Here is a 12066-nt window from a genome sequence, read left to right as displayed (position 1 = left end):
ATAAAATGGTCCGGCGGCGGATTAGTCCCAGTTGAGCACGCCGCCGGTCTGATACTCGGTGACACGGGTCTCGAAGAAGTTCTTCTCCTTCTTCAGATCCAGCACCTCGGACATCCAGGGAAAGGGATTGCTCGCGCCCGGATACTGCTCGGGCAGGCCGATCTGGGCACAGCGGCGGTTGGCGATGAAGTGCAGATAGTCCTCGAACATCTGGGCGTTCAACCCGAGCACCCCGCGCGGCATGGTGTCCTGGGCGTAACGCGCCTCCAGCTCGACGGCCTCGCGGATCATGCCGACCAGCTCCTGCCGGAACTCAGGCGTCCAGAGGTGCGGATTTTCGATCTTGATCTGATTGATCACATCGATGCCGAAGTTCATGTGCATCGACTCGTCGCGCAGGATGTACTGGAACTGCTCGGCGGTGCCGGTCATCTTGTTGCGCCGGCCCATGCTCAGGATCTGCACGAAGCCGACATAGAAGAAGATGCCCTCGAAGATGACATAGAAGGCGACCAGCTCGCGCAGGAGCTTGCGGTCGTTCTCCGGAGTGCCGGTCTGGAAGTGCGGATCGGCCAGATACTGGGTGAAGGGCAGCGCCCATTCGGCCTTGCGCGCGACGGAGGGCACTTCGCGATACATATTGAAGATCTCGCCCTCGTCGAGTCCCAGACTCTCGACGACATACTGATAGGCGTGGGTGTGCAGCGCCTCCTCGAACGCCTGACGCAGCAGATACTGGCGACACTCGGGGTTGGTGATGTGGCGATAGACCGCGAGCACCAGATTGTTGGCGACCAGCGAGTCGGCGGTCGAGAAGAAGCCCAGATTGCGCTTGACGATGAGACGCTCGTCCTCGGTCAGTCCGTGCGGATCCTTCCAGAGCGCCAGATCGGCGTTCATGCCGATCTCCTGCGGCATCCAGTGGTTGGCGCAGGCGTCGAGATACTTCTGCCAGGCCCAGTCGTACTTGAAGGGCACGAGCTGGTTGAGATCGGCGCGACAGTTGATGATGCGCTTGTCGTCGACGCGCACCCGGCCCGCGCCCATGGCGAGCGACTCCAGACCGGTGGCGCCGCCCGTGACCGACTCGGAACCGGTCGGGCGCGACTCGGGCAGGATGCGATCCTCGATCGGCAGATCGGCTTGCAGGTCGGCGGCGCGGGTGAAGGGATCGGGATCGACGCTGGGCGCGGCCCCGGCGGTCGTCATGAGCGCGGCATTGTCGACCAGCCCCAGTCCGGGGCGCGGATGACCGGTGCGTGGATACGATGATGAAGGATGTGACGGCGCCGTTCCATGAATGGCGGTGTCGGGCAGACGTCTCGCGCCCGAACGCGCGATCGGCTCCAGATCCAGCGACGGATGAGCGTTCGGAGTCTGACTGGCGGTCGCGAGTGGGTCATCCCAGTTCAGCATGGTTCTAGCCTCCAAGGTCGCCGTGGTCGGATGAGAGGGGCGCGAGTCTACGCGATTTCAGTGACGAGAACTATATGTTGTGCGCCAGACCTGCAAGAAATCGCTTATATAGTCACTGAGGCCAGTGATCGAACGCTCATCCGAGCACGCGGAGCAGCCCCTTGATCAGGACCAGGGGTTCGGGCGGGCAGCCGGGGATCTTCAGATCCACAGGAACGACACGCTCGACCCCGCCGCGCGTGGCATAGCCGGCGCCGAACTCACCGCCATCGCAGGCGCAGTCGCCGGCGGCGATCACCAGCTTGGGCGCGGGCGTGGCCAGCCAGGTGCGCCGCAGTGCCGTCTCCATGTGGCGCGAGACCGGTCCCGTGATCAGGAGTGCATCGGCATGACGCGGCGAGGCGACGAAACGGACACCGAAACGCTCGATATCGTGATAGGGGTTGTCGAGGGCGTGGATCTCGAGTTCACAGGCATTGCACGAACCCGCATCGACCTGCCGGATCGCCAGACTGCGCCCGAGTCGGGCATCGATCGCCCGACGCAGGGCGATGCCGAGGCGTTCCAGTTCCGGATCGTCGTGCTCCGGCGGCGGTTCAGTCACCAGACCGGCACGCCAGGTCTGCTTGAGGATGCGCAACATGGGCGAATCGAACTCCTGTCTGTCAGTGATGTATGTACGGTGCCGGCTTCAGGGCCGCATCGCGTTCGACGCGAACGCGCCTTGGAACGCGCTGGAAAGCGTTGGAATCGGACACCATGAACACAGCCAATCCAACCCCTACGCCGACCTCGGCCCCGACTGCGTGCCGGATGCCGTCGAGAGCCTGGGACTGCGCCCCGACGGTCGCCTGCTGGCGCTCAACAGCTATGAGAACCGCGTCTACCGGTCGGCCTGGAGGACGAGGCGCCCGTCATCGCCAAATTCTATCGCCCCGGACGCTGGAGCGACGCGGCCATCCGCGAGGAACACAGCTTCATGCCGGCCCTGGCCGAACTGGAGATCCCGGCCGCGGCACCGCTGGACATCGGCGGCGAGACGCTGCACGGCTTCGCCGGCTATCGTTTCTCGCTGACGCCCAGACGTGGCGGGCGTCATCCCGAGCTGGGCGACCTGGACGTCCTGGAATGGATCGGGCGCTTCATCGGGCGCATCCACGCGGTCGGCGCAGTCGGGCCGGCCGTTCGGGATCTCCGGATGCTGCTCTCCGGCGAGCGCGAGGAGATGAGCCGGCAGCTCGCGGCCGGACCGCTCCACGGACTCCGAGTCCGATGGCGAATGCGCCGGGGCGCGGTTTAGAATGCGCCGCTCTCCAACCAACACCCTTATCCGGAACCCGAGGTCTCATCCATGCACAACCGAGGCGGACGCCGACAACCGGACGATAGCGATTTCAGCCACTCGGACTGGCTTGGCAAGGCCAAGGATCTGATCAATCAGGGCAATCTCAGACGCCTCATCGTGCGCCGCCCGAACGGACGCCTCCTGATCGACGCCCCACTGATCGCCGGTCTCGCCATCATCGCCCTGCTGATCCTGGTCGTGCCGATGCTGATGGCGCTCGCCGCCCTGGCCGCGCTCGTGATGCGGTTCAAGCTGGAGATCGAGCGCGATTCGGGTGTCTATGACGAGCGCGACTACGACTGAGGTTCCACACTCTCCCAACGCACCCGGACAGCTCGATCAGATCTGTTTCAAGCGGTCTGCGAGCTCGGGAGGGGGCAGACTGAGCAGCCACTGTGCGATCGACTCGAAGTCCGTGATCAGCCTCGACTCACTCCAGACCGGATCCGAGGGCGCGGGCGTGAGCGCCGCCAGATAGACGGCCATGGCCACCAGGACCACGCCGCGCGCCCCGCCAAAGGCCATCCCGAGCAGACGATCGACCCCAGTCAGTCCCACGGTGTCGATCAGGGCCGTCAGCACCGTGCCCAGGATGGCACCGGCGATCAGAACCAGCAGCACCAGGGCGATGAAGGCCGCGCCCTTCCTGACCAGGGGATGGGCCAGTTGTCCGCTCAGCAGGTCGGCCAGTTCCTGATGGAAGAACCAGGCGATCACGAGCGCCGCGATCCAGGTTCCCAGCGACAGCACCTCGCGAATCAAGCCGCGCGCCACGCCGACCAGGGCCGAGAGCGCGATGGTGCCAAGGATGATGTAGTCGACCCAATTCATCGGTTCGTGAACTTGTGGTTACCGGTAGCGTTGAATGAGGGTGTCGAGCTTCTGCTGTTTGCGCAGCATCTCGGCGGTGCGCTCGGCATTGGCGCGATCGATGTCCGGACCGACGCGCACTCGATAATAGATCTTGCCGCCGACCTCGGCACGCTCGACGAAGGCCGAGAACCCGGCCTGCTTGAGTCTGTCGGCCAGTTTACCGGCCGCTTCGGGTGAGCCGAGACTGGAGACCTGAACCACCCAGGACGGCAGGCCGTCGGCACGCGATCTCGGCGGCTCGGGCAGTGAGACGGGCGCCTCCGGCTTGGGTGGCGGCGCTTGGGCCGGTTGCTGCGCCGTTCTCGGGGGCTGGGTCGGCTTGGGTGCCTGAGTCTGTGTCCGGGGTGTCGGCGGTTGAGTCGCCGGGCGGGTCTCACGAGGCGGCGTGACCGTCGGGGAAGCCGGTTCCCGGATCGGCTCGAACGCGAACTCCTCCGAATCGTCCTCGAAGGACACGGTGCCGACGGTCTCGAACCCCTGCATGGGCTCCGGCGGCGTCAGAAGCGCCTCCTCAGCGGTCAGGCCGCCGGCCTCGGCCGGTATCGGGGGCGACGTGCCGGACGCACCGGGCACGAATGGATCCTGGAAGCCCGGCTCGGACGGAAGCGGTCCCTGGACATAGGGGGGCGCGAGCGACTCGTCCTCGAACAGCATGGGCACGAAGATCACCGCCAGGGTGACCATCACCACGGCGCCGGCCAGTCGTTTCTTGGCTCCTTCTCGCATTACTCATCACCCAATGATCGGGGCCCCGCTGAATGTGCCCGCGTGTTGATGCCGTTCATACCCCGATGAGGCAGGCGCCAGTATAACTCAGACCTGGGAGCGGATTCAGATCGCCGGTGATGGATGGATGGAGACGTTCGCAGGAAATTCAGATAGAGCAACATGCCCAGGATGACAAGGGTCAGGGTGTGGCCGGCCGACGCCTGTCATGGCCTTTCCATCCGGGGGCGCGCGTCGAAATCGATCCTGGCCTCCGCTCCTTCGCGCAGTTGCAGCTCCCACATGGCGGCATAGTGTCCGCCGGCCTCCAGCAATTCGCGATGCCGGCCCTGTTCGCGGATGCGCCCCTGTTCGAGCACCAGGATGCGATCGGCGTCGACCACGGTCGAGAGCCGGTGGGCGATGACCAGGGTCGTATGGTTCTCGGCCACCTCGGCCAGGGTCTGCTGGATCGCCTGTTCGGTATGGCTGTCGAGCGATGAGGTCGCCTCGTCGAAGATGAGGATGCGCGGACGCTTGAGGATGGCGCGCGCGATGGCCACGCGCTGCTTCTCGCCGCCCGAGAGCTTCAGCCCGCGTTCGCCGACCACAGTGTTCCAGCCGTCGGGCAGGCTCTCGATGAAGGCAAGGATATGGGCCATCTCGGCGGCGCGCTCGATCTCGGCGCGGCCGGCGTCGGGGCGGCCATAAGCGAGGTTGTAATAGAGGCTCTCGTTGAACAGCACCGTGTCCTGCGGCACGATGCCGATGGCCGCACGCAGACTCTCCTGGGTCACGGCGCGGATGTCCTGACCGTCGATCAGGATGCGCCCGCCGGTCACCTCGTAGAAGCGGAACAGCAGCCGCGACAGGGTCGATTTGCCCGCCCCGCTGTGCCCGACCACGGCGAGCTTCCGGCCCGGTTCGATGGCGAAGTCGATGCCGTGCAGGATCGGGCGCTCGGGCTGATAGTGGAAGTCGACCCGTTCGAAGCGGATCGCGCCCTCGGTGAGTACCAGCGGTTTGGCTTCAGGCCGATCCTCGATCTCGGGCCGGCGCTCCAGGAGCTTGAACACCAGATCCATGTCGGCGAGCGCGTACTTGATCTGGCGGTAGACGATCCCCAGGAAGCCGAGCGGGATGAAGAGCTGGAGCATGAGCGCGTTGACCAGCACCAGATCGCCGACGCTCAGGCTCCCGTCGACCACGCCCTGGGCGGCGAGCGTCATGATCAGCGTGACCCCGACGGCGATGATCGCGCCCTGCCCGAAGTTGAGCACCGACATCGAAGTCTGGCTGGCGACCGCCATTTCCTCCCACTCGGCCAGGGTGTCGTCGTAGCGCTTGAGTTCCAGCCGCTCGTTGCCGAAATACTTGACCGTCTCGTAGTTGATGAGACTGTCGAACGCCTGGGTGTTGGACTGCGAGTCCAGATGGTTCATCCGGTGCCGATAGTCCATGCGCCACTCGGTGATGGCGAAGGTGAAGGCGAAATAGACCGCGACCGTGCCGAAGGTCACGAGCACGAACGACAGGTCATAGCGCCCGATCATGATCGCCGCCACCAGACCGAACTCGACCGCCACCGGCAGCACGCTGAACACCAGATAGTTGAGGATGGTCGAGACCGAGCGCGTGCCGCGTTCAAGGTCGCGACTGACCGCCCCGCTCTGGCGTTCCAGGTGATAGCGCAACGACAGCCGGTGCAGATGCTCCAGCACCCGCGTCGACAGCCGGCGCATGGCGCGATAGCGTACCCGCGCGAACACCACGTCGCGCAGCTCGTTGAAGAGCGAGGCACTGAGCTTGAGCACGCCATAGGCCAGCAGCAGACTGACCGGCAGGATCGGCATTTGCGCCGAAGGCTCCTGGAAGACATCGACGATGTCCTTCAGAATGAGCGGCACGCCGACATTGGCGACCTTGGCCAGCACCAGACAGCCGATCGCCAGCGCCGCCCGGCCCCGGAACTCCCACAGATAGGGCAACATGCCGCGCAGGTTGCGCCAATCGCGCCGATCGTCGTGCGGGCGCTCTGTAGCGAAGATTCGATTGATCCGGCCTTGGGTCTTCATGGGGGCAGGCGGCTGAACGACTGTGAGACTGAACACGACGAGGACATATGATGACGGATTCGATCCTGGAAGGCACGGGCTGCGCCCTGCACGAACCCTTTGCCCTGCGCGTGCTCGGCGATGAGATGGAGCCGGAATTCCCCGACGGCTGCATCATCATCATCGAGCCCAATGACCATTGCCCGAATCCGAGCTACATCTTCGTCGAGGTCGAGGGTGTGCGCTGGTTCCGCCAGTACCGACGCGACGCCGCCGGCCGCGAACGACTGGTCGCGCTCAACCCGCTCTATCCCGAGATCGATCTCACCGGGCTGGAGTGGTCGGTGCTCGGAGTCATCATCCAGCGCAACGTCCGGCGTCGTATCAAGCATTACGAGTATTCATAGCGCCTTCCCCTCGAACGCTCACTCCGCCACGGATGACGGCGCCGGCGCGGCCGGCAATGGCGGCGGCACGGGCATGGGCGGCACGACGGGCGGCGGAGGCGGCAGCGGCGGCATCCCCAGGGTCTCACGCACATAGTTCGGGAAATCGGGATTGAGCCGGTTCTCGGCCGCCAGCTTCTCGGGTGCCGGACGCAATCTCGACGTGTAATCGAGCACGGCCGCCTGATCGCGCGGCGTGAATTCGGCGATCTGCTTGACCATTTCCGGATTGGCATTCTTGCGCCGCCCGTCGCGGATGGCCTCGAACTGGCGCATCAGATAGGGGAAATGCTGAGCGGCGATGGCCGGAGTCGGCGTGGCGGGCTTGCCCTCGCCGCGCTCGCCGTGACAGTCGGCGCAATGCTCGGCATACAGACGCGCGCCGAGTTCGAGATCCACGCCCGGCCCGACGCCATTGCCGGCGGTCATCGGCAGCGCGGCCACATAGGCGGCGACATCGGCCATGTTCTGCGGCCCGCCCAGGATGCGCGTCAGCGAGAAGGGATACATGAGCGGATTGTCGCGATGACGGGCGCGGATGTCGGCCAGTTGCTTGATGATGACCTCGCGCCACTGACCGGCGATCTGCGGATAGGCGCCGTCGGGCGTGCCCCAACCCTCGGGACGATGACAGACGGCACAGGTCAGATAGACCCGGCGCCCGTTGTCGATGTCGGGCGTCAGGGCCATGACCTGCTCGTATTCGCGCTTGGCGAGCTCGGCAGGGTCGCCCTGGGGTTCATCGGCGCCGGCGCTCGGAGCGACGGTCAGCAACCCAAGGGTGATCAAGGCAATTGTCGGTCGATACATCGGTTCCTCCGGTAGGGTCTTCGGGACTCGGCGGTCCCTGTTCTTGTCGCGCTATCGGCATTCCTTGAGGGAACTCTTTATACTGCAAGCCCGGCTCGATGTCCGGTGTCGAGCGGATGATCACAGGCGCTTGGCGGGTGACGCGCGTCCCTCTCGAAGCCGCCGGCCGCCTAGATGGTCTGTCAAGTCTTTTTAGTGATAAAGACACAATATGTTGGGGTTGACTCAGGTTTTACGGCGTATATATTGACCGGCTTCTCAGCGCGTCGCTCACCGAGCCGGAGCGGCGCCGGCCCCAGCATCTCCCGGAGGAGCCATGTCCGCCAGCCGCCTGACCCTGATCCAACAGCCCCCCGCCCAGGCGCGTCATGCCGATTCGGGCGCGCCCCAGACGACCGCGCCGAACGGTACCGAGAGCACCGGCCACGTCCCCGGCCGCCTTCAGGTCATCCGTCGCAACGGTCAGGTCACGCACTTCGATCCGAGCAAGATCATGGTGGCCATGACCAAGGCGTTCCTCGCGGTCGAGGGCGATTCGGCGGCCGCCTCCAGCCGTATCCATGATCGCGTCGCCGAGCTGACCGAGCAGGTGGTCGGTGCCCTCACCCGCCGGCTGTCGGGCGGCGGCACGGTGCATATCGAGGACATCCAGGATCAGGTCGAGCTGGCGCTGATGCGTGCCGGGGAGCATCGGGTGGCGCGTGACTATGTGCTCTATCGTGAGTCGCGCGCCCGTGAACGTGCCGCCAAGTCTGCGGCTGAGACGGCGGCGATTCGCGAATCCCATCCGATCAACGTCACCCTGGCCGACGGCTCGACCCGTCCGCTGGACGTGGCGCACATGGCGCGGCTGCTGGAGGAGAGCTGCCGTGATCTCGATGCGGTCGATCCCAATGCCATCCTCAGCGATACCCTGCGCAACCTCTTCGACGGCGTGCGCGAGGCCGATGTGCGTCAGGCGCTGGTGATGTCGGCGCGGACCCTGATCGAGCGCGAGCCGCAATACAGCCAGGCCGCCGCGCGTCTGCTGCTCGACATCCTGCGGCGTGAGGCACTCGGGTTCCTCGATCTGACGGTCGGGGTCGAGACCCAGGCGGACATGGCCGAGCGCTATGGCGATTATTTCGCCGCCTACGTCAAGCGCGCTGCCGATCTGGAACATCTCGACCAGCAGCTCGCGCGCTACGATCTCAAGCGGCTCGGCGCGGCACTCAAGCCCGAGCGCGATCTCCAGTTCACCTATCTGGGGCTGCAAACGCTCTACGATCGCTATTTCATCCATACCGCCGACGGTATCCGCTTCGAGCTGCCGCAGGCATTCTTCATGCGCGTGGCCATGGGGCTGGCGATCAATGAGATCGAGCGCGAGGAGCGCGCCATCGAGTTCTATGAGCTGCTCTCCAGCTTCGATTTCATGTGCTCGACGCCGACCCTGTTCAACTCGGGTTCGCCGCGTCCGCAGTTGAGCTCGTGTTTCCTGACCACGGTCCCGGACGATCTCGACGGCATCTACAGCGCCATCAAGGACAATGCGCTGCTGTCCAAGTTCGCCGGCGGGCTGGGCAACGACTGGACGCGCGTGCGCGGCATGGGGGCGCATATCAAGGGGACCAACGGCAAGAGTCAGGGCGTGATTCCGTTCCTCAAGGTCGCCAATGACACGGCTATAGCTGTGAACCAAGGTGGCCGGCGGCGTGGCGCGGTTTGTGCGTATCTGGAAACCTGGCACATCGACATCGAGGAGTTCCTCGATCTGCGCAAGAACACGGGTGACGATCGCCGCCGTACCCATGACATGAACACTGCCAACTGGGTGCCGGATCTGTTCATGAAGCGCGTGGCCGAGGATGGACACTGGACGCTGTTCTCGCCCGACGAGACGCCGGATCTGCACGACCTCACCGGGCAGGCGTTCGAGCAGGCCTATGTCGCTTATGAGGAACGCGCCGCGCGCGGTGAGCTGAAGATCAGCAAGCGCCTCAAGGCCGTGGATCTGTGGCGCAAGATGCTGGCCATGCTGTTCGAGACCGGGCATCCCTGGATCGCGTTCAAGGATCCCTGCAATCTGCGCTATACCAACCAGCATGTCGGTGTGGTGCATTCATCAAACTTATGTTGTATTGCAGCGGATCAGCGTGTTGTGACAGACCGCGGTCTACTTACAGTTGGTGAGCTATACGCGCTTGGAGGCCAAAACAAAGTCGTTGGACTCGACGGTGTTTATTCGGCATCAGAGATGCTTCTTCCGAGACCGGATGCACCAATTGTTCGCATTGAAACTCAAGAAGGCTATACGCACAAAGTCACTCCTGATCACAAAGTATGGGTCAAAGATAGAGGCTGGACCGAAGCGCAGGATCTAAAACCTGGAGATAAACTGCTTATTCAGCAGATCGAAGGACTTTGGGGGCAGCAACATAATTCAGATCTTTCATATCTCATGGGGTTGATCGCAGGTGATGGAACCTTTGGGAAAAGCAATGTTTTTATCGATATATGGAAAAATGACTTCGGCGTTATCGAGCAAATACAGGAGACTGTTCATTGTTTGCTCGACGGGAACACGGTCCTACATACAACGTCAACCAACAAACCTGAATTCCGTTTTGACCTAGAGCAAAAAAAGGCTCGCCTTGCGTCCGCACCACTGAGGCGAATGCTGGCTGAGCACGGTTTCACTCCTGATAGCAAAACACGCGTACCGGAACTAGTCTGGAAGGGCGATAGACAGACTGTCGCTGCATATTTGCGCGGCCTTTACCAAGCGGATGGGCATATCCAAAGCGGCCCGGAAATCACAAGCTTGGTACTCGCTTCAAAAGACCTTGAATTTATCCAGGAAATTCAGATTTTGTGGGCTAATTTTGGAGTTAAGTCATCCATCAATCAAATGCGGGAACGGGAATTGAAACCCATGCCAGATGGACATGGTGGAAGCAAGGAGTATTGGAGTAACCCCCTCTACCGTTTATTGATTACATCCGTTAAGGGATGTCGGATTGCTGAAGAGGTTACACAGCTTGCTGCAAATAAAAAATCGGATGCAGCTGCCCATCATCTGCGCAACATCGAAAAACCCGGTTATGCCCAAAAGCTCTGGGCTACTTTCGTTCGCTGCGTTGAGCTACCGAATGAGGATGCCTATTGCCTGACGGTCGAGTCCGAAACCCATGCTTGGACAGTCAACGGAATGATCACAAAAAATACAGAAATTACCTTGCATACCAATGACTTAGAGGTTGCAGTCTGCAACCTCGGGTCGATCAATCTGGCCGCGCACATCACCGACAAGGGACTCGACACCCAGCGCCTGCGCCGGACCGTGCGCACCGCCATGCGCATGCTCGACAACGTCATCGACTACAACTTCTACAACGTCCCCCAGGCGCGCGCCTCGAACCTGCGTCATCGTCCGGTGGGGCTGGGGCTCATGGGCTTTCAGGACGCGCTCTACCGGCTGCGCATCCCCTATGCCAGCCAGGAAGCCGTGGCCTTCGCCGATCAGAGCACCGAATATCTGAGCTATTACGCCATCGAGGCCAGCGCCGACCTGGCCGCCGAGCGCGGACGTTATCCGAGCTTCGACGGCTCGCTGTGGAGCCGGGGCGTGCTGCCGATCGACAGCATTCGTCTGCTGGAACAGGGACGCGGCGGCTATCTCCAGATGGACTCAAGCCACACGCTGGATTGGGATCGCCTGCGCGAGCGGATCAAGAGCGTCGGGATGCGCAACTCCAACTGTCTGGCCATCGCCCCGACGGCGACCATCAGCAACATCGTCGGGGTCAGTCAGTCGATCGAGCCGACCTACCGGAACCTGTTCGTCAAATCCAACCTCTCGGGCGAGTTCACGGTCGTCAATCCCTATCTGGTCGCCGATCTCAAGGAACGCGGTCTGTGGGATGCGGTCATGGTCAACGACCTCAAGTATTACGACGGCTCGCTCCTGCCCATCGACCGGATTCCGGACGAGCTCAAGGAACTCTATGCCACCGCCTTCGAGATCGATCCGCGCTGGCTGGTCGAGGCCGCCAGCCGCCGTCAGAAGTGGCTCGATCAGGCCCAGAGCCTCAATCTCTACATGCAGGAACCCAGCGGCAAGAAGCTCGACAACCTCTACAAGCTCGCCTGGGTGCGCGGACTGAAGACGACCTATTATCTGCGCTCGATGGGCGCGACCCATGTCGAGAAGTCCACGATGGCCGACACCGGCCGCGCCAATCGACTGAGCGCCGTCGGCGGCAACTATCTCGGGCGACAGACCGCCAAATCGAGCGACACGTCCGATGATACGCCCGCCGCCGCGACAGCCGCCCCGAGCGCCTGCTCGATCCTCGACCCCGACTGTGAAGCCTGTCAGTAACCGCAGTTCCGGCGACGCACGCAAAAACGCGCGAGGATCTCCACCCTCGCGCGT

The 12066-nt window shown here is 63.1% G+C and carries 9 protein-coding genes and 1 pseudogene; 4 read left to right on the top strand and 6 right to left on the bottom strand.

What is annotated here, in order from left to right; all coding sequences use genetic code 11:
• Positions 1–21 precede the first annotated feature (21 nt).
• Together Atep_RS08065 and Atep_RS08060 are read right to left on the bottom strand one after the other, a co-directional pair.
• Positions 22–1209, bottom strand: a complete 1188-nt coding sequence (locus tag Atep_RS08065; RefSeq protein WP_419467480.1) for a ribonucleotide-diphosphate reductase subunit beta — start codon at positions 1207–1209, stop codon at positions 22–24.
• A gap of 343 nt (positions 1210–1552) precedes the next feature.
• Positions 1553–2059: an NADH-quinone oxidoreductase subunit B family protein gene (locus tag Atep_RS08060; protein ID WP_213377736.1), complete on the bottom strand. Its 507-nt coding sequence runs from the start codon at positions 2057–2059 to the stop codon at positions 1553–1555.
• Between the two features lie 163 nt (positions 2060–2222).
• On the opposite strand from Atep_RS08060, the pseudogene Atep_RS08055 reads away from it, so the two are divergent.
• Positions 2223–2644 (top strand): annotated as a pseudogene (locus tag Atep_RS08055) (phosphotransferase); the annotation flags it as partial.
• A gap of 123 nt (positions 2645–2767) precedes the next feature.
• Entirely contained in the window at positions 2768–3064 is a 297-nt protein-coding gene (locus Atep_RS08050) for a DUF4342 domain-containing protein (protein WP_213377734.1), read from the top strand.
• Positions 3065–3100: 36 nt separating this feature from the next.
• Here the strand turns inward: Atep_RS08050 and Atep_RS08045 are convergent, their stop codons facing one another.
• From Atep_RS08045 to Atep_RS08035, 3 genes are all read right to left on the bottom strand, one after another.
• Entirely contained in the window at positions 3101–3592 is a 492-nt protein-coding gene (locus Atep_RS08045) for a CvpA family protein (protein ID WP_213377732.1), read from the bottom strand.
• Positions 3593–3610: 18 nt separating this feature from the next.
• Positions 3611–4360 carry an SPOR domain-containing protein gene (locus Atep_RS08040; protein WP_213377731.1) on the bottom strand — a complete coding sequence of 250 codons (750 nt, stop codon included), beginning with the start codon at positions 4358–4360 and terminating at the stop codon, positions 3611–3613.
• A 206-nt stretch (positions 4361–4566) separates the two neighbouring features.
• Complete coding sequence (locus Atep_RS08035; protein ID WP_213377730.1) at positions 4567–6414, bottom strand: ABCB family ABC transporter ATP-binding protein/permease; 1848 nt, start codon at positions 6412–6414, stop codon at positions 4567–4569.
• 50 nt (positions 6415–6464) lie between these two features.
• Between Atep_RS08035 and Atep_RS08030 the strand changes: the two genes are divergently transcribed.
• Complete coding sequence (locus Atep_RS08030) at positions 6465–6800, top strand: S24 family peptidase (protein ID WP_336511343.1); 336 nt, start codon at positions 6465–6467, stop codon at positions 6798–6800.
• A gap of 18 nt (positions 6801–6818) precedes the next feature.
• On the opposite strand, the gene Atep_RS08025 is transcribed toward Atep_RS08030, so the two are convergent.
• Complete coding sequence (locus Atep_RS08025) at positions 6819–7649, bottom strand: c-type cytochrome (protein ID WP_213377727.1); 831 nt, start codon at positions 7647–7649, stop codon at positions 6819–6821.
• A 316-nt stretch (positions 7650–7965) separates the two neighbouring features.
• On the opposite strand from Atep_RS08025, the gene Atep_RS08020 reads away from it, so the two are divergent.
• Complete coding sequence (locus tag Atep_RS08020; RefSeq protein WP_236786059.1) at positions 7966–12012, top strand: ribonucleoside-diphosphate reductase subunit alpha; 4047 nt, start codon at positions 7966–7968, stop codon at positions 12010–12012.
• The last annotated feature ends 54 nt before the right edge of the window (positions 12013–12066 follow it).

The sequence above is a fragment of the Allochromatium tepidum genome (genome assembly GCF_018409545.1).
Taxonomy (GTDB): domain Bacteria; phylum Pseudomonadota; class Gammaproteobacteria; order Chromatiales; family Chromatiaceae; genus Thermochromatium; species Thermochromatium tepidum_A.
The sequence above is the reverse complement of the archived record's forward strand: the minus strand, read 5'-3'. Positions and strand labels throughout refer to the sequence as shown.

Coding starts and splice junctions, on each gene's coding strand:
- Atep_RS08065 (WP_419467480.1), bottom strand. CDS start 1,209: ATGACGACCGCCGGGGCCGCGCCCAGCGTCGATCCCGATCCCTTCACC.
- Atep_RS08060 (WP_213377736.1), bottom strand. CDS start 2,059: ATGTTGCGCATCCTCAAGCAGACCTGGCGTGCCGGTCTGGTGACTGAA.
- Atep_RS08050 (WP_213377734.1), top strand. CDS start 2,768: ATGCACAACCGAGGCGGACGCCGACAACCGGACGATAGCGATTTCAGC.
- Atep_RS08045 (WP_213377732.1), bottom strand. CDS start 3,592: ATGAATTGGGTCGACTACATCATCCTTGGCACCATCGCGCTCTCGGCC.
- Atep_RS08040 (WP_213377731.1), bottom strand. CDS start 4,360: ATGCGAGAAGGAGCCAAGAAACGACTGGCCGGCGCCGTGGTGATGGTC.
- Atep_RS08035 (WP_213377730.1), bottom strand. CDS start 6,414: ATGAAGACCCAAGGCCGGATCAATCGAATCTTCGCTACAGAGCGCCCG.
- Atep_RS08030 (WP_336511343.1), top strand. CDS start 6,465: ATGACGGATTCGATCCTGGAAGGCACGGGCTGCGCCCTGCACGAACCC.
- Atep_RS08025 (WP_213377727.1), bottom strand. CDS start 7,649: ATGTATCGACCGACAATTGCCTTGATCACCCTTGGGTTGCTGACCGTC.
- Atep_RS08020 (WP_236786059.1), top strand. CDS start 7,966: ATGTCCGCCAGCCGCCTGACCCTGATCCAACAGCCCCCCGCCCAGGCG.